We start from the raw sequence: 18068 nt of genomic DNA, 5'->3' as shown, positions 1-18068 counted from the left end.
AAGACTAACGGCGAGTGCGCTTAAGTACTACGGTTAGGCCGGTTCGACACCGAACGCGCGAGCGAGCTTGTCGATCTTCTGTGCGCGGCCAAGGCGGGGCAGGTCGCTGCCGTCGCGGATGACGCGGCCGCGAGCCTCGAAGTCTTCCAAGAATTCGCGAGCCCACGCGACATCCGAACGAGTAGGGCTGATGACTTCGTTGATGATCGGCAGCTGCTCGATGTCGAGACACAGCTTGCCTGTCATACCGAGGGAGACGGCCATGCTGCCCTGTTCGCGAAGAACGGGGTGGCTCGTGCCGACGGTCGGGCCGTCGATGGGGCCGGGCAGGTTGCCGACGCGGCTGGCGATAACTAGGCGCGAGCGAGGGTAGGCCATGGCGAGGTCGTCGGCGCTGGCACCGGTGTCGCGACGGTAGTCGCCACTGCCAAAGGCAAGACGGTAGGCGCCGCGGGCGCGGGCGATCGAGACAGCTTCTTCGATGCCGAGGGCCGACTCGACGAGGGCGATCACGGGCGTGATTCCCTTGAGGCGGTCGAAGGTTTCAGAGACATGAGCCGCTGCTTCGGCCTTAGCCAGCATGACCCCGCGTAGTCCGGGAAGTCCGGCGAGGGCATCCACATCGTCTGACCAGAAATCAGAAGTGCGGTCGTTGATGCGAACCCAGCCACTGCCACCGTTGCTCAACCATTCGACAACGGAATCGCGAGCGATGGACTTGAGGCGAGGGTCTACGGCATCCTCCACGTCGAGGATGATCTGGTCGGCGCGTGAACGCTCAGCGGCGTCGAAGTCTTCGGGGCGAGTGGCTGCCACCAGAAGCCACGAACGCGCGATCTCGGCGGAAACATCGTGGGTGGTCGGGTGATCGGTGGTGCTTTCGGACACGCGTGAACTGCTTTCTTTCAGAAGAGAGGCCGGTTATCGTGCTTCTCGCAGCCTCCAGAGTAACTTGTGGGGGTGATGGGCCGCTGAATAAAAGGGTTTAGGAAGCGAGCACTTTGGCAATGCGCTGCAGGCTCACCGATTCGGCGGTTCCCAAGTGTTGCGCAAAGAGGCTCAACCGCAGTTCTTCGAGCATCCACCGGGCACGCACGATCTGCGGTTCGGGATGCTTTTCTAGCGGCAGAGTGCCGCCCGCGTCCTTGTAGCGACGGGTCGCTAATTCGACTTCGGACATCCACCCGCGGTCGCGGCCGGGGTTCTCGGTGAGTTTCGCCACCCGATGCTCGATGCCCTTGAGGTAGACCGGGAGGCGTCGCAATTGAGTGAGCCCTGTCGCCGAAACAAAGCCGGGGAAGACGAGCGCATCGAGCTGTTCGCGCGCATCCCCGAGCGGTGCAATCAGATGCATACTTGTCGCGGCACGGATCGCCTTATCGGCCAGTCGAACCCCCGACACAATGGATGCCACGAGCGAGACGGTCGCAAACAGCGAGTCGACCAGCCCTGCCGAAATTTCGTTCCGCAGCGCCTCGAATTCGCTCTGCGAGAAGACATCGCGATCGCCCATCACGGAGTCAACGCACGCGCGCAAACAATCGTCGAAGAGAGCATTCGTGGAGCGGTAGGGGCTCTGGGCGAGCACCAGCTTTTCGGTGCCGGTGAGATGTTCGTTGATGTAGCCGAGGGGCGAGGGAATCGCCAACAGCAGCAGGCGACGCACACCGCCCTGGTGCGCGATGGCCTGATCGTAGGGCGTCGACATGAGGCGGAGGGAGACCGAGTCGCCGTCGTCTACGAGTGCAGGGTAAGCGCGGATGGTGTTGCCGCCGTGCTGGGTGTCGCGCGATCGATCGAGCTCTCCGAAGTCCCAGGTTGTGATTCCGGAGCGTTCGAGGGTGTCTGCCGGGCGCTCCGGAGACCGCTGAGCGGCGCCTTCCACGGCCCGGGCAACACTCTCCCGGGCGGCCGGCTTGAGGCTCGCTTGCAGGCTGCGCAGCGACTTGTTGGCACCGACTTTTTTGCCACGCTCGTTGATCACCGCGAAGGTGACCTTCAAATGGGCGGGCACGCGGTCGAGTTCGAAGTCGGATGCCGCGACCTTCACATAGGTCAGTCGCGTGATTTCTTTGGCCAGATATTCGGTCACGCCTGGGCCCTCGTCGAGGGCGGCGGCGGCGGGGTCGTCTGGAGCGTTTTCGAGCAAGCGGCGAGCCCAGTCAGCGGCGGGGACGACGTTGCGGCGAATAGGCTTCGGCAGGGCCTTGATGAGCGCGGTCACGAGTTCGTCGCGCAGGCCGGGCACTTGCCAGTCGAAGCCTTCGGGGCGAAGTCCGGCGAGTAAGGGCAGCGGCACAGCGACGGTAACACCGTCATCGTCCGTGCCGGGCTCGAAGCGGTAGCTCAGGCTCAGCGTTTGATCGCCGCGCACCCATGTGGTTGGGAAGGCAGTCTCGTCGACTTCGGCGTCATCCGCGTTCTCAAGGAGATCGTCGGTGGAGAGGGTGAGCAGGTCGGGGGAGTCGTGACGAGCTTTCTTCCACCAGCCCTCGAAGTCGCGCACCGAGGCGACGGTCGGTGGAACGCGTTTGTCGTAGAACTCGAAAATGGTTTCGTCGTCGTGCAAGATATCGCGGCGACGGCTGCGCTCTTCGAGTTGCTCAAGGTCGCGGCGGAGCGCTCGGTTCGAGGCGTCGAAGCCCCACACGCGCTTGTCGCGTTTCGTCAGGTCGTCTTCGCCCTCAACAAGGGCATGGCGAATGAAGAGTTCGCGGGCGGCGGGCAAATCTACGCGCGAGAACTGGATGCGACGGCGAGCGGCCAGGGTGACGCCATAGAGCGTCACGCGCTCGAACGCGACGGCCGCGCCCTGCTTCTTCTCCCAGTGCGGTTCCGAATAGCTGCGCTTCACGAGATCGCCGGCAAGCTTCTCAGCCCACACCGGATCGATTGACGCATTCATCCGTGCGAAAAGCCTGCTCGTTTCTACGAGCTCAGCGCTCATGATAGCGTTCGGCTGCTTCTTGGCCAGAGCCGAGCCGGGGAAGATGACAAACCGAGTCTGACGGGCGCCGATGTAGTCGCGTTTCGCGACATCCTTGAGCCCAATGTGGCTAAGCAAGCCAGCCAGCAGCGAGCGATGGATGCCATCGGGGTTCGAGTGTGCATCACCGATCACAAGACCGAGCGGCTTGGCCATGCGGCTCAACTGGCGGTAGACATCGTGCCATTCGCGCACGCGCAAATAGTTGAGATATTCGTTTTTGCACATACGTCGAAACTGGTTGCCCGAGAGTTCTTTCTGTTTCTCTTCGAGGTAGTTCCAGAGGTTGAGCATGGTGAGGAAGTCACTTGTGGGGTCAATGAAGCGCGCGTGCTGCTGGTCGGCTTGCGGGCGCTTGTCCAGTGGGCGTTCTCGGGGATCTTGGATGCTGAGACCGGCAACGATCGCCATAACCTCGCGCGTGGTGCTGTGCTGCTTCGATTCGAGCACCATGCGCGCGAGGCGAGGGTCGATGGGCAGCTGGGTGAGTTGCTTGCCGATGCGGGTGATGCGCGGGGCGGCATCTTTCGGACCGGCGGCCTTGTGCCCGGCTTTTGTCTGGCCGACCATCGCATTTTCGACAGCACCGAGCTCGGTCAGCAGCTCAAGGCCGTCTTTGATGCCGCGAGAATCTGGCGGCTGCAAGAACGGGAACTCGGCGATATTTCCGAGCCGAAGCGAGATCATCTGCAGGATGACTGCCGCGAGGTTGGTGCGCAGAATCTCGGGTTCCATGAACTCGGGGCGGGAGTTGAAGTCTTCTTCGGAGTAGAGGCGGATCGCAATTCCGTCACTCGTTCGTCCAGAACGGCCCGAGCGCTGGTTGGCGCTGGCCTGGCTGATCGCTTCGATCGGCAGACGCTGAATTTTGGCGCGCGTGCTGTACCGGCTGATGCGCGCGGTTCCCGCATCGATGACGTAGCGGATGCCGGGCACCGTCAGGCTGGTTTCGGCAACGTTCGTGGCGAGCACAATGCGGCGTCGAGTGCCGGGCGTGCGGCGCGACTCGAACACGCGGTGCTGCTCGGCGGAGCTCAGCCGCCCATAGAGGGGGAGCACTTCGGTGCCCTCGGAGAGCTTGCCGGCGCTGATGCGTCCGCGGATGGATTCTTCGGCATCCCGAATCTCGGTCTCGCCGGAGAGGAAGACGAGCACGTCGCCGTCGCTCTCGCGAGAGAGCTCGTCGAGGGCGTCATTGATGCCTTCGAGGTAGTCGCGGTCGGTGCGGTTCGCGGCAGCTTCTTCGGCATCCTCCGCTTCGAGATCGTCGCCAGTGCTTTCTTCGGCGACGAGAGGACGGTACCGAATCTCGACGGGGAAAGTGCGGCCAGAGACCTCAATGATGGGGGCGCCGTCGAAGTGTTTCGAGAAGCTCTCGGGGTCGATCGTGGCACTCGTGATGATGATGCTGAGATCGGGGCGGCGGGCCCTCAGCTGCTTGAGATAGCCGAGCAAGAAGTCGACGGTGAGGCTGCGTTCGTGGGCCTCGTCGATGATGATCGCGTCGTACTTCTTGAGGTCGCGGTCGCGGTGAATCTCATTCAGCAAGATGCCGTCGGTCATGAGCTTCACGCGCGTGTTTTTTCCCACACGATCGGTGAACCGCACTTGGTAACCCACGAGGTCGCCGAGTTCGCTGCCCAATTCTTCGGCGATGCGCTCCGCAACGGTGCGCGCGGCAATTCGTCGCGGCTGCGTGTGCCCAATGGATGTCTTGCCCAGTTCCAGCAAGATCTTGGGCAGCTGGGTGGTTTTTCCGCTACCGGTCGCTCCCGCGATGATCACGACTTGGTTCTCGCGAATGGCCTTCGCGATGTCGTCCTTGCGCTGGCTGACAGGCAGCTCGGGCGGGAAGGTCACCACGATGTCAGCGCTCGCGACAGTCGCGGTGCTGGCGGAGTGAACTTCGGAGGCAGACATAGCCCTTCAGCTTACGCGGTGTGCCTTGGGCAGCAGGAATCGGTGCAGACTTATTGCGTTGACAAAGTACTTTGTGTTACAAAGTAGATAGCGAAACGAGACACCGAACCGGGGCTTCTTGGTCGCAACACAAAGGAGTTCACTATGGCGAACAATGACGGCGCTCCGATTTCTGTAGACGTGGCTGGTGTCGACCACGATGAGTCGGCGCTCTCACCGGAGCAGATGCTCAAGCTGGTCGACGACCAACAAAGTGTGATGGTGCGCCAACAGCTTTCGCCTATTCCGTGGATGCTGGGCGTGTGGGGAATCGCGTGGCTCATCGGTTTCGGATTGCTGTGGGCAGCGGCGCAGAGCGGCAGCTCATGGATCTCGGTGCCCTTGGTTCCCGCTCGCGTCGCGTTCGCTGTGCTCATCGGCGGCGCCATCGTGATTTCAACGATTCTCGGCATCCGGATTAGCACAGGAGTGCAGGGCAACTCCACGTTTGCGGGCACCGTTTACGGACTCTCATGGCTGGTGGCAAGCACTGGATTCAGCACCGTTGGCGCTGGGCTCATTCAGAACGGGTTATCCCCAGAGCTTGCTTCCCTCTATTTTCCCGCGGTGTTCGGAATCATGGCGGGAATGATCTATTTCTTGGGCGCCGCCCTCTGGCAAGAAAAAAGCCAACTGGTGTTGGGTAGCATCTTGCTGGTGGCTGGGGCGATCTCTCCCTTCTTCGGCGCACCGACCAACAATGTGGTGATGGCACTCGTCGGGGGCGGAAGCATGCTGATCGCCGCCATCGTGTTCGCGCTCCACCTTCGCAGAATGGCCTAAGACAATGGATGAACTCGATCCCGTCATCCATGCTTCCGCGCGTTTGCGCATTACTGCAGCTCTCGCCACCCTCGCCGCGGGCGATCGCCTCGCATTCCCGCGGCTGCAGCAGCTGCTCGAAATGACGCCGGGCAATCTCTCAACGCACCTGCGAAAACTCGAAGATGCGGGTTATGTCGAAGTCACGAAAGCCCACCAGGGTCGTAGCCCCGTCACCTATCTCAACTTGACGGCGCGGGGGCGTTCAGCGTTCGAGGTCTACACCGCGAGTCTCAAAAAACTGCTGGGGTAGGGCGCTCGCTTAGCTAGTCGGTGACAGCCAGCGTCGCAGCATCCGGGTCACGCCGGGCAGCAACACGTAGGTCATGACCGGGGTGAGGCACAGGGTAGTGAGGAGTACCCGCAACACGATCGGCAGCTCGTCCCAGCCAGGAACCAGCAGTGTCACGAGCACCGTGAAAAGGAGGTTGAGAGGAAAGAAGCCCAGCCAAATAGTCACGGCCTGCTTCCAGCGCGGTGGTGCGGCAGGGGCCGCCGCAGCGAGACCCGCATGCTCGACAGTGACCTCGGTTGGTTCATCGAACCAACCTTCGATGCCGGTGCGGCGTTCGCTGCGGTGCTGGCTCATAAACCCGCTGCCGCTCTGGAGCCACCACGCACGTTCGGGGGATTGTTCCCAGTGCAAGAGTGCTGCGTCATCCGCGAATCGGTAGAGCATGTGCCACGTGGTGCTGTCGGTGCCGGCGCGTACCCAGCCGGAGCCGAGAAAGCCGGGGTAGGTCGTGGCGAGGTTGATGCCGGTTTGCATCCAGGCTGTGGCTTGCGCGATGCGGGCGGGGTCAACGGTGCGTTCGATCGAGATCGTGATTGGGGCGTTTTCGGGCGACATCAGCGCACTCCTTATCTGTTGTCCAGCGGCAACAGTGACGGCCGGTGTGGGCTTCGCTGGGTTCAAGTCTAAGTTGGATGCCGCGAGCCGACACTGCCCTGATGTGTAAATTTCTTGTGTCACAGCTTTCGATCGCCACTGCGGCGATTTCTTGCGTCGAGGTTCTGCTGCAACTTTGCGGGCACCCCCGTGGACGCCACAAATGCTGTGCCCTCTCACCCTCCGCTCATCCGCGCATCACCCCCGCTGTGGGGTAGACACATATATCCACGCAGGATTGTGTCGTTCTTGTTGCGAATTGTGCGAATCGTCAGTTTCTATTGCCCTGACGTTCAGCAATACGGTGTAATGGCGGCCATGGGATTGGTCTACACCGTCCCTTCGACCACCTTTCTACTGGAGGAAAGATGAAGAAGAAGCGCGTCTCAGCTGCCATAGCTGTGCTCGCGGCCGGAGCCCTCGCCCTAACAGGGTGTACTCCGCCGTATGAGTCAGAAGTAATTGCCGACACCGAGATCACGGTGGCGTGGAATGACCTGATTGACAACTTCAACGGAAGCAGCGCAGCGGGCAACAACACCGCTAACGCCGTTGTGTTGTACATGATGAACTCGTCGTTCCTGTACTACAACAGCGAACCGGCACTCGTCCGTAACACCGATTTCGGTACGTTCGAAAAGACGAGCGACGACCCGCTAACGGTCAAGTACACGATCAATGACAACGTCACGTGGTCTGATGGCACCCCCATCGACTCCGCCGACTTGCTGCTCGCGTGGACCACTATCTTCGCCGGCGTCACGGATGCTGACGACGCGCCGCTCTTCACCCACGCCAACCCGCGTGGTGACCTCGCTTCGGCGCTGCCCGAGATCGACGACAAGAGCATCACGATTGTGTACGACAAGGCCTACGTTGACTGGGAGATCCAGTTCGACCTCGGTGTTGCCGCTCACGGTGTCGTTGAGCTTGCTTACCCCGAGATCACTGATCCCGAAGAAGCAAAGGCGATGTTCGTTGAAGCAGTACAAAACGACGACGTTGACTGGCTCACCCCGGTAGCTAAGGCATGGAACGACGAGTACCAGGCGCCGAGCACCCCCGACAGTGACCTTGTTGCCCTCTCTAGCGGTGCCTACGTTCTCGACGAACTCGTCGAAAACGAGTACGTCGCACTCGTAGCAAACCCGCTCTACACGTGGGGCCCGTCGCCCAAGTACGAACGCATCATCGTTCGCCAGATCGAGGACTCGACCGCTCAGGTTCAGGCCATCGAGAATGGTGACGTGCAGATCGCAGCCGGCCAGCCGACTCCTGACGTGCTTGAGCTCGTCAAGGGACTCGACAACGCTGACTACGTCACTGCCGATGAGGCAACCTACGAGCACATCGACCTCACCTTCAACAACGGTGGTCCCTTCGACCCCGCTACCTACGGCGGAGACGAAGACACCGCTAAGGCTGTTCGTCAGGCATTCCTGAAGGTTGTTCCTCGTCAGGAGATCCTCGACAAGCTGATCCTCCCGCTGAACGAAAACGCCACTCTGCGCGACTCGGTCCTCCAGATTCCTGGTGCTCCCGGCTACGACGATATCGCTTCGACCAACGGTTCGGCTGACTACGCCGAGGTTGACATCGAAGGCGCCAAGGCGCTGCTTGCTGACGCCGGAGTGACAACTCCTGTTGAGGTCAAGTTCTGGTACCCCGAGGGCAACGTTCGTCGCGCATCCGAGTTCGAGTTCATCCAGCAGTCGGCTGCTCTTGCCGGCTTCACGGTTGTTGACGACTCGGAGCCCACGTGGGCATTCACCGACAAGGAAGCACTGCCGATCAACCCGCACGACGCGGTTATCTTCGCATGGCAGTCGACGAGCCTCGCGCTCACCGGTTCTGACCAGTACCTCGGTAGTGGCCAGCCCAGCAACTTCGGTGGATACTCCAACACCGAGGTAGACGGACTCCTCAAGGACCTCGAGACCGAGCTGGACCCCGAGGTTCAGACCGAGATTCAGGTTGAGGTCGAGAAGCTGGTCTGGGAAGACGCGTACGGCGTTACCCTCTTCCAGTTCCCCGGAATCACCGTCTGGAACAACTCAGTAACGAACGTGGACCCGAGTCCGCTGTCGCCGACCTACTTCTGGAACTTCTGGGAGTGGGCACCGACCGACACCGAGTAATTTCTCGGTAGCGCTCACGAGTGGGCCGGGCTCCAAGTCCGGCCCACTTGCGTGCACGTCGTTATGCCGCTCAGCGGCACTGTTTTGTTCCGTTTTTGCATGCCCCCGAAATGAGGATCTCCGGTGCTGACCTTTGTCGCCAGGCGCCTTGTAGCCACTCTTTTAGTTCTTTTAGTGGCTTCATTTATCGTCTATGTACTAACCGCCAATTCCGGCGATCCGCTCCGAGAACTTCGGGGCAGCCGAGATCCCAGCGCTCAAGATCAAATTGCGTACTTGAGTGGACTGCTCAATCTCGATCAGCCACCCGTGATTCGCTACTTCTCCTGGCTCGGAGGAGTGGGGGCCTGCTTCATTGGCCAGTGCGACCTCGGTATCTCAGTCGCGCGAGGCCAGCAGCCCGTGATTGAAGCCATCGGTGGAGCACTCGGCTCCACGCTTCAACTGGTGCTCGCCGCAACGATCCTCGCGATCGTCATCGGTGTCGCCATCGGAATGACAACCGCCCTTCGCCAGTACAGCGGTTACGACTACGTCGTCACGTTCCTCACCTTCGTCTTTTACTCGCTGCCCATCTTCTGGGTAGCGGTGCTCCTCAAAGAGTTCGGCGCTATTCAGTTCAACTCGTTCCTCGGCGACCCCGTCATACCGTGGTGGTCGATCCTCATCATCGGGCTCGTGATGGGCTTCATCGCCTCCTCAATCGTTGGCGGCGAGCTGCGAACGCGCGTCATCTCCTTCGTCAGCGTCGGCGGCGGTATTGCTGCGTTGCTCATCCTTCTCGATGTCACGCGCTGGTTTGAAAGCCCCTCGATCGGCTTCGTCGGAATCGCGCTGATGTCCATCGCGACGGGCGCGGTGGTGCTCTTCACCTCCACCGGCTTCCACAACCGACGTGCCCTGCTCGCGGTAGGAATTGTGGTTGTGCTGACGGTCATCTTGAGCTGGCCCTTCCAGTTCCTCTTCTACTACGTCAATAGCCCCTGGACCGTGCTGCTTGTTCTCGCCATTCTGGTGGGGCTCGGCCTGCTCGTCGGCTTCTTTGTGGGAGGCGATGGCAAGGCCGTCGTCGCTCGCACCGCCGCCATCGTTGGCGGTCTGGGCGTGCTTCCCCTCGTGCTCGACCAAATGTTTATCCGCTGGGATGAGTACGTCGCGCGCATCCCGCTCAGCAACGGTGTGATTGCGACGATCGGTGCTTCGACTCCCGCCATCCGCCGCGTGGATGACACCTGGCTGAACATGCTCGACTCGCTGACCCACATGCTGCTGCCCACTATCGCGCTCATGATCATCTCACTGGCGGCCTACACGCGCTACGCTCGCGCCAGCCTGCTCGACGTCATGAACCAGGACTACGTGCGCACTGCTCGTGCCAAGGGACTCGGCGAACGCACCGTGGTGATGCGTCACGCCTTCCGCAACGCCATGATCCCGATCGCGACCATCATCGCGCTCGACTTCGGGGCGGTGATCGGTGGTGCCGTGATCACAGAAAGAGTCTTCGCCTGGCAGGCGATGGGCTCCCTCTTCAACGAGGGGCTTCAGCACATCGACGTGAACCTCGTGATGGGCTTCTTCCTCGTCACGGGCATCCTCGCCGTTATCTTCAACGTAATTGCCGACCTCTTGTACTCGGCCCTTGACCCCAGAATTCGGGTGAGCTGATCATGACCGACAAGAAGCCCGTCGCCGACGAACAGTCGGTGGGCCAAGAACTCAGTATTGAACAGCGCGCCACGGTTGGTCTCAGCCAGGGTGCGATCGTGCGCCGCCGCTTCCTGCAGCACCGTGGTGCCGTCGTCTCGGTCTTCGTGTTGCTCTTTCTTGTGCTCCTTGCGTTTACTTCGGTGGGTACCGTTATCGGCGGCACGGGAAAGCTCACCCCGGATCCCACCGGCACACGCCTCATCGTCGACGGTTTCCGCATCCCCGGCTGGTGGGGATTCACCTGGTGGGAACGCTACGACATCGTGCTCCCTGGCGGTGCCCCCACGTTCACCTGGTGGCCCTTCTCCTTCGGCGAGCATCCCTTCGGCCAAGACAACACGGGTAAGGATGTCTTCGCTCGTGTGATGCGCGGCATGCAGCAATCGCTCAACGTTGTGTTCATCGTCGGAATCATCTCAACTGTCATCGGCGTCGTGCTTGGAGCCCTCGCCGGTTACTACCGCGGTTGGATCGACCAGGTCATCATGCGTCTCACCGACGTGATCATCATCGTGCCGCTGCTCATCCTCGGTGCCGTTCTCGGCCAGACGATCGGTGGCGACGCGTTCCTGTTGGCCGTCATGATCGGGCTCATCGCGTGGACCGGAATGGCACGACTCGTGCGTGCCGAGTTCTTGAGCCTGCGCGAACGTGAGTTCGTTGATGCGGCCCGAGTGGCTGGGGCCAGCGACTTCCGCATCATCTTCCGCCACATCCTGCCCAACACGGTCGGCGTGATCGTCGTGAGCGCGACGCTGCTCATGAGTGCCGTAATTCTGCTCGAGACGTCACTGAGCTTCCTCGGATTCGGCATTACGGCTCCGGATATTTCACTCGGTCAGATCATCAGTGAATACAACGAAGCGTTCAAGACGCGGCCGTGGCTGTTCTGGTGGCCAGGTCTCTTCATCGTGGTCATTGCGCTGTGCATCAACTTCATCGGTGATGGTCTGCGCGATGCGTTCGACCCCCGCCAGAAGCGCGTACCGCGTCAGCGAAGCCTAGGTTCCGAGGTCGGCAACTTCTTCAAGGCCTACATTCCCGGAGCACGTCCCGGCGACAGGACGTCGAACAAGTGATGGCGTCGCAGCTAGTTGAACGACGTGAGCATGCTGAGCAGCGTCAGCGCAACGAGAGCCGCGATGGTGCGCCAATGCCACGTGACTCGCAGTTTGGTGAACTCGCTCGTGGCGGCATCCAAGTGACCGGCATCGCGCAATTGCTCCCAGTGCGTGCGGATGACGAACGCGGCCTGACCGGAATCCGACGTGATGAGGTCGCCAGGTCGCACCGTGCCCGCAAGGTAGCTCGACTCGGGCAGGTTCTTGCCGTCTTGGCGCACGGCGCTGAAGACCGCATGGCGGCCCGGAGCGGGCGCGGCCCACGCCGTGGCTTTGCCGTGCGCGGTTTCCAGAGTGAGAGCGTATTTGGTGTCGATGCGGCGGATCTCGGGCCACGCGACCTCAATGGTGCGCAGCACGTTATGCAGGGTCACGCCGGCAGCGGTCACGCGCACCTGGGGGCGCCAGAACATGGCCCACGTGAGCACGCTGAGCAGTCCGAAAACGGGGGCGACTTGCAGGGCATCCAGCCACCGGCCTTGAACAGCCGTGACAACGAGTCCCGCCGCAAAGGCAGCAATGACAACAATCGAAAGTACGCGCCCGAATCGCGAGTGCAGGGTGAAGTTTGGCGACACGGAACCATGTTCCCACGAGAGCCACGCATCCAGGGTGAAAGGCGAGACTCCTGATGACTGAATCAGCTACTACCGAGGCAACCGCAAAGGTTCCCGCGATTGAGGTCACTGACCTGGGCGTCGACTTTTGGGTCGAAGGCGAGTGGGTCACGGCGGCCAAGAACGTCAGCTATACGCTGCACGGCGGCGACGTTCTCGCCATTGTGGGCGAGTCAGGTTCGGGCAAGAGCACGAGCGCCATGGGGCTGCTCGGACTGCTGCCCGAGAACGGGCGTCTCTCGGGCAGCGTGAAGCTCGCCGGTGAAGAACTCGTGGGTGCCTCGCTGCACCGACTGCGTCAGCTGCGCGGTGCCGGCATCGCGGTGATCTTCCAAGAGCCCATGACGGCGCTCAACCCCGTGTACACGATCGGCTTCCAGATCGTTGAGGCGCTTCAAGTGCACAATGCCGGCATGCTTCGGGTGGATGCCAAGAAGCGCGCCCTCGAACTGCTTGCGATGGTGGAGCTTCCCGACCCCCAGAAGGCGTTCGATTCGTACCCACACCAGTTGTCGGGAGGGCAGCGCCAACGCGCCATGATCGCGCAATCCATCTCGTGCGACCCCCGCGTGCTCATCGCCGATGAGCCGACGACGGCTCTCGACGTGACCGTGCAAGCCGAGATTTTGGAACTGCTGCACCACTTGCGTTCGAAGCTCGACAGCGCGATCATCCTCATCACTCACGATATGGGCGTTGTCGCTGACCTCGCCGACCGCGTGATGGTGATGAAGGATGGCGAAGTTGTGGAGACCGGAACAGCAGATTCGCTGTTCGCCGGTGCCACGCATCCGTACACTCAGGCTCTGCTCGCGGCCGTGCCTCACCTCGGTGAAGCTGGCGAAGCATCCGCCTCGAAGGATGATCGTGAAGTCGTCGTGACGATGACTAACGTCGCCATTGAATACCCCAAGCGGGGTCGGGTTCCCGCGTTCCGCGCCGCCGATAACATCAACCTCACGATTCGTCAGGGTGAAGTGCTCGGCCTTGTGGGGGAGTCTGGCTCGGGCAAGACCACGATCGGTCGTGCCGTTGTCGGCCTGCTCCCCGCGGTAGAGGGCACGCTCGACATCGTCGGCACCAACATGGTCGGTATCAACAAGGCCAAACTCCGCGCGGTTCGTCGCGATATCGGCATCGTCTTTCAAGACCCGGGTTCGTCGTTGAACCCCCGGATGCCGATTGGCGAGAGTATCGGAGAACCGATGCGTCTCGGTGGCGGTTTCAGTCGCAAAGACGAAGAAGCCCGCGTGAGTCTTCTGCTCGACCGAGTGCAGCTTTCCTCTCACATGCGTAACCGGTACCCGCACGAACTGTCGGGCGGTCAGCGCCAACGTGTCGGCATCGCGCGCGCTCTGGCGCTCAGCCCCAAACTGCTTGTGGCCGATGAGCCAACGTCGGCGCTCGACGTGTCGGTGCAGGCGAAAGTGCTCGAGCTCTTTCAAGAACTGCAGAAAGAACTCGGATTCGCGTGCCTGTTCGTGACCCACGACTTGGCGGTGATCGATATTCTTGCCGACCGCATCGCAGTGATGCACCGCGGCAAGATCGTGGAGCAGGGAACGCGCGATCAAGTGCTGCGTAGTCCGAAAGAGGAATACACGCAGCGACTCATTGCGGCTGTGCCGCTACCGGATCCGGAAGAACAGCGTCGCCGCCGTGCCGAGCGCGAAGGCCTTTTCTCCTAGCGGAACGGAAACTCAGCAGACGGCGGGAACCCGATTCCCGCCGCCTGCCTCCCGTGACCAACCGGGCATAGAACGAGAAATCTAGCGTTCTGTGCTGGCTGGAGCTAGTGTCGTCGACTCGTCAATCGTGCTGCTGTCGGCGATGGCTTTGACTTCTTCAGAGGTGAGCGGAATCCACGGTGATCCATCTGGATCAGAGGAGAACGCTGCGGGACTGTCGCCCTGGGTCCACCATTTGGCTTCGTAAGGAACACCGTCGAAGAGAACGCGATCCTCTTCTTCGTAAATTGAAGCGCCATCCCAGTTGGGGTAGGTGCCGTCAGGCACGGTTGGAACCTCGACCGGGGTCTCGCCCTGAAGAACCGGGCCGACAAGCGTCCACGGGGTCTCCCACGAGTTGAGTACGGGGTTATCGGGAACATCTCCGCGAGTCCACCACTTGGCTTGATACACGTTGCGGTGCAGCACGACCTTGGTGCCGGCAAGGTAGCTGGCGTCTTCTTGCCAGATCGGGTACGGGCTGGTGGCCGGGTCGTCGATGAAGTCGGCGGGATCAGTTGGCTCTTCGGTGGTGATGGTCTTGGCAGAACTCGCGAGCTGTCCCTCGAAGTTCTCGGCCAACACATCAGCGAAGAAGAGATCGCCCTGAGCCACACCACTGCAGGCATCGGAGACGCGAGTGACATCGGCATAGTTCGGGCCACAGGTCGTGTCGCGGTTGAGCGACCACATCGACATTCGGCCGATTCCTTGTTCCGTCGCGAATTCGTTGAGCGTGGAAGCATCGCTCATGGTGAAGACTTCTTCTTCGATGTCGTTCTGGCCGATCATCGGGGTTGCACCGAGTTTCGTCCAGAGCGTGGCATCCGTCAGTTCGATTCCGACCTGGTCGTAGAGGATGCCGAGCTGGCGGTGAGTCTCCTGAAGGGCACGAATCGAGGCGTCACCGCTGGTTTCGCCATCGGCCAAGCTCTGACCGAAGTTCATCGTCATGATGTTGACGCCAGAGACGTCTACTCCGGCATCCAACATTTGCGTGACTGCTGTGGTGCCATCTTCGGTGAGACCGAAGGTGGCAGCGGGCAGCGTGAGCCACACGGCGAGGTCTTCGCCAGCAGCGCGACGCGACTGCTGCAGATCAGCAATAGCGGCGGCGCGACGTTCACCGGCAGCGGTATCGCTGAGGTTCTCGCCCTCAATGTCGAGGTCGATCGTGGTGGAGGCGTAGCGGTCAATCACCGAGCTGTAGGCCTCAACGAGACTGTCGTGATCGGTGCAGGATGTTGCGAGCTCGTCGTTCAGCAGGCCGCCGAACGATACCCCGACATCCCCACCCTGCTGTTGCAAGCGTGCGATGCGGCGATCGAGGTCGAGCGATACTGCTGCCTCATCCATTGTGTAGGCGGTGCCCCAGGTGGGAGTGCAGGCATCATCTGTCGCGGCGACGATGAACGACAGCATGACCTCTTTTCCGCTGTCGTTCACAGCGGACTCGAACTCGTAACTTGGCGTTGCCGTGACATCCACATAGGCGGCGAACCACGGGTCGGGGGCTGGTGCCGCTTGGGTGGATGCCCAGGCTTGATAGGCGAACAGGCCGCCAGCAGCAACGGCGACAGCCACAATCGCTGCAATAACGAGTCGCCAGAAGGAAAGACGACGGGTAGCTGAACTCATGATCGAACCTCTCTGGTTTCATCAATAGGGGGGAGCATCTCGGCGAAGACAATCGAGTCGCGCACCTTGCGGTGCGATCCGCTGTCATCCCCGTAGTAGAGGATCGAACGCCAGTCGAGCGTGGTCGATTCCGGCTCGGGTTCCGCCTTCTCCTCCTTGGGTTTGCGTTCGACGAACAGAGGACTAGTGACACCAATCCAGATGTCGACGATCGCATTCCAGATGCCGATGTAGGAGACGAGTGCGAGCCCAGCGAGGATCGTGTTGAACGCTGCGAAAGCGGCGTTGCCCCAGTTGCCGGCATTGAGGTCGCGCCAGAAGGTGAAGGCGGAGAACCCAATGATGATCAGCGGTGCAATCACATACAGCAGCGGGGTTGCCGTGCGGTTGCGCACCTTGGGGGTGCGAGCGAACGGAATCTTCTTGCTCGTGATGGCTTGCTCGAGCGACTTCAGCACGCCGGCCAAGTTCACCGGAAGAAGGATCAGGTTGAAGCCGTAGATGCGGAAAATGTCGCTGAACTTGTAGCCGCTATAGCGCAGGTCGCTTCCCATTGCCAAGAAGTACGGAACCGCCGCCAGCAGAACCACCGGGCTCAGCAGTCGGCTGTCGTACGGGTAGGCGAGGAGGAAGACGAGGCCGAAGCTGGCCCACGTAATCGACGTCATGTAGTTCACGCGCAGGAAGAACTCGGTCCACGGCACTGTTTCGCCACGGGCCCGACGTTCACGCATCTGGCGCATGAGCTTCGGCATGATCAAGAGACCGCCGTTGGCCCAACGTCGGCGCTGAACAACCAGCGATCCGAAGTCGGGTGGGGTGGCGCTGTAGCTCAGGCGCTCAGGGTAGTTGACGAGCGTCCAACCGTGGGTGCCGAGGTCGATGCTCGATTCGGTATCTTCGATAACCGTGCGGTCTTGAACGTACCGTTTGACGGTGAAGCCGCCCTCGGTTTCGGTCTCGACAATGTCATCCAGAGCAGCCTTGCGGATGACGGCGTTGGCGCCCACCCAGAAGGTGGCGCCGTAGTACGACTTGCCCTGGTGCAGGATGTGCTGCAGGTCGGTGGTGGCCCCAGCGAGGCGTTCGATGCGCGTGCTAGCACCGCGGAACGATGAGTACGGAGTCTGCGTCACGGCAACGCGAGCGTTGTCTTTTTGCTCGAGAAGGTAGACGAGGCGCAGGCAGTAGTCGCGCAGCAGGAGCGAGTCGGCATCGAGGGTGAGGAGGTATTCCGAATCGGGAATAGAGAGGTCGCCGGCTCCGGCGTGGCTCACGGGCCGCAGCACCGTTCCGTCGGGAGTTTCTTCGGGGCGGTAGTTGCCACCCATCAGGCCGATGTAGGCGTTGAGGTTCATCGCCTTGTTCGCTTCGTGAGAAACGGAGGCGTACAACTTGCGCTCGAAGGTCGACAGCTCAGCATCGAAAGTGCGCGCGAGACGGCGGTAAAGCTCGTGCAGTCGAGTTGCTGGCGGAACCATGCGCTCGTCGAGCGCTGCGCCCAACGCGTCAGCCGTCAGCTGCAGTTCGCCAGCCAAGCCCTGAAGAACCTGCGTGACAAAGAACTCATCAACGTGGTCAATGCGCTGTTCGTTGTCTGCCTTGTTCTCGAGCCACGCGGATGCCCACTGGTACTGACCGGCAAGATCCGCGAGCTCAGCGATGCCCATCGGGCGTTGTTGGCGAAGTCGTGATTCGAAGGTCGACAGAGCATCAGCGAAACGTGAGCGGGGCGCTGCGAGCTCACGCTGAATCTCTTCGGTGAGCTGGCGTGACTTCGACAGCTGGGCTGCGGCATCCGGGTCATCGGGAAAGGGCGGGTCATCGAGCAGGAGCACGACACGAAGGCTGGGGTACTCCTGAAGGCATGCCGACCAGAGGGTGGCACGAACGACATCGGGCTCTTCGCTGTAGCTGGGCACCAACACGGTGATGGAGCCCTGGTTGTCGGCGAAGTGTCGGTCGAGTTCAGCCCGCGGCACACGAGCGTGCGCGCGAAAGCGTTGGAAGGCTCCGTGACGGGCGATCAAGTACATGAGCGCCGAGAAGGTCAGGAAGGTCACCACGATGACGTAGGAGATGGCCTCCGTCGTGAAACGGAAACTCTCGGTGCCGTTGTTGATGAACTGACGAACGATCGTGTAGATCACGTAGGTCAGCCAAAACACAACGGTGGCGACAATAGCGAGGCGAGCGAGCGCGATTTTGCGGTCGCTCGGCGCGGGATGGACAGTGGGCAGCGGTTCGAGGCGCGACTCAGCGCCCCACTGGCGACGCCGTGAAGGCGCAACCGTAGGAGTTTCGGGCATAGTGGTTAGATCCCTTGTGTGCAAGATCGGCATCTTTCGGGTAGATGCCGGCGGGTATCCTGCACGCCCAGTATTCGCACTGGGTTTAGTTCTTGCAACAAAATGCTACGCCTCGACAAATTGGTCTACCCGCCAAAAACGGTCTAGTAGGC

General features: G+C 61.2%; 12 protein-coding genes. 6 read left to right on the top strand and 6 right to left on the bottom strand.

The annotated features are described in order from the left end of the window. Positions 1–33 precede the first annotated feature (33 nt). Positions 34–888 (bottom strand): CoA ester lyase, encoded by an 855-nt coding sequence (locus tag I6E73_RS11560; RefSeq protein WP_197125746.1) that lies wholly within the window; start codon positions 886–888, stop codon positions 34–36. Positions 889–985: 97 nt separating this feature from the next. Next, complete coding sequence (gene hrpA / locus I6E73_RS11555; RefSeq protein WP_197125744.1) at positions 986–4906, bottom strand: ATP-dependent RNA helicase HrpA; 3921 nt, start codon at positions 4904–4906, stop codon at positions 986–988. 144 nt (positions 4907–5050) lie between these two features. Here hrpA and I6E73_RS11550 point away from each other — a divergent pair, with 144 nt between their 5' ends. Both I6E73_RS11550 and I6E73_RS11545 read left to right on the top strand, forming a co-directional pair. Further along, positions 5051–5728 (top strand): hypothetical protein, encoded by a 678-nt coding sequence (locus tag I6E73_RS11550; RefSeq protein ID WP_197125743.1) that lies wholly within the window; start codon positions 5051–5053, stop codon positions 5726–5728. A 4-nt stretch (positions 5729–5732) separates the two neighbouring features. Then, positions 5733–6020 carry a transcriptional regulator gene (locus tag I6E73_RS11545; RefSeq protein WP_197125741.1) on the top strand — a complete coding sequence of 96 codons (288 nt, stop codon included), beginning with the start codon at positions 5733–5735 and terminating at the stop codon, positions 6018–6020. Between the two features lie 9 nt (positions 6021–6029). On the opposite strand, the gene I6E73_RS11540 is transcribed toward I6E73_RS11545, so the two are convergent. Continuing rightward, the gene (locus tag I6E73_RS11540; protein ID WP_197125740.1) at positions 6030–6617 is read right to left on the bottom strand and encodes an antibiotic biosynthesis monooxygenase; all 588 of its coding nucleotides are present in this window, start codon (positions 6615–6617) and stop codon (positions 6030–6032) included. Positions 6618–7024: 407 nt separating this feature from the next. Between I6E73_RS11540 and I6E73_RS11535 the strand changes: the two genes are divergently transcribed. From I6E73_RS11535 to I6E73_RS11525, 3 genes are all read left to right on the top strand, one after another. After that, the gene (locus I6E73_RS11535) at positions 7025–8794 is read left to right on the top strand and encodes an ABC transporter family substrate-binding protein (RefSeq protein ID WP_197125739.1); all 1770 of its coding nucleotides are present in this window, start codon (positions 7025–7027) and stop codon (positions 8792–8794) included. 174 nt (positions 8795–8968) lie between these two features. After that, positions 8969–10462: an ABC transporter permease gene (locus I6E73_RS11530; protein WP_374189169.1), complete on the top strand. Its 1494-nt coding sequence runs from the start codon at positions 8969–8971 to the stop codon at positions 10460–10462. Between the two features lie 2 nt (positions 10463–10464). After that, positions 10465–11583 (top strand): ABC transporter permease, encoded by a 1119-nt coding sequence (locus I6E73_RS11525; RefSeq protein ID WP_197125737.1) that lies wholly within the window; start codon positions 10465–10467, stop codon positions 11581–11583. Positions 11584–11594: 11 nt separating this feature from the next. Here I6E73_RS11525 and I6E73_RS11520 read toward each other — a convergent pair whose 3' ends face one another. Beyond that, a complete protein-coding gene (locus tag I6E73_RS11520) occupies positions 11595–12203 on the bottom strand; it encodes a PH domain-containing protein (RefSeq protein WP_197110363.1) in 609 nt (202 codons plus the stop codon). A 53-nt stretch (positions 12204–12256) separates the two neighbouring features. On the opposite strand from I6E73_RS11520, the gene I6E73_RS11515 reads away from it, so the two are divergent. After that, positions 12257–13930: an ABC transporter ATP-binding protein gene (locus I6E73_RS11515; RefSeq protein WP_197125736.1), complete on the top strand. Its 1674-nt coding sequence runs from the start codon at positions 12257–12259 to the stop codon at positions 13928–13930. Between the two features lie 81 nt (positions 13931–14011). Here the strand turns inward: I6E73_RS11515 and I6E73_RS11510 are convergent, their stop codons facing one another. After that, positions 14012–15607 (bottom strand): chitinase, encoded by a 1596-nt coding sequence (locus I6E73_RS11510; protein WP_197125735.1) that lies wholly within the window; start codon positions 15605–15607, stop codon positions 14012–14014. Beyond that, a complete protein-coding gene (locus I6E73_RS11505; RefSeq protein WP_197125734.1) occupies positions 15604–17916 on the bottom strand; it encodes a glycosyltransferase family 2 protein in 2313 nt (770 codons plus the stop codon). The genes I6E73_RS11510 and I6E73_RS11505 overlap by 4 nt, the downstream gene beginning before the upstream one ends. Positions 17917–18068 lie beyond the last annotated feature (152 nt).

Source organism: Salinibacterium sp. SWN248, from assembly GCF_015864575.1.
Taxonomy (GTDB): Bacteria; Actinomycetota; Actinomycetes; order Actinomycetales; family Microbacteriaceae; genus Rhodoglobus.
The sequence above is the reverse complement of the archived record's forward strand: the minus strand, read 5'-3'. Positions and strand labels throughout refer to the sequence as shown.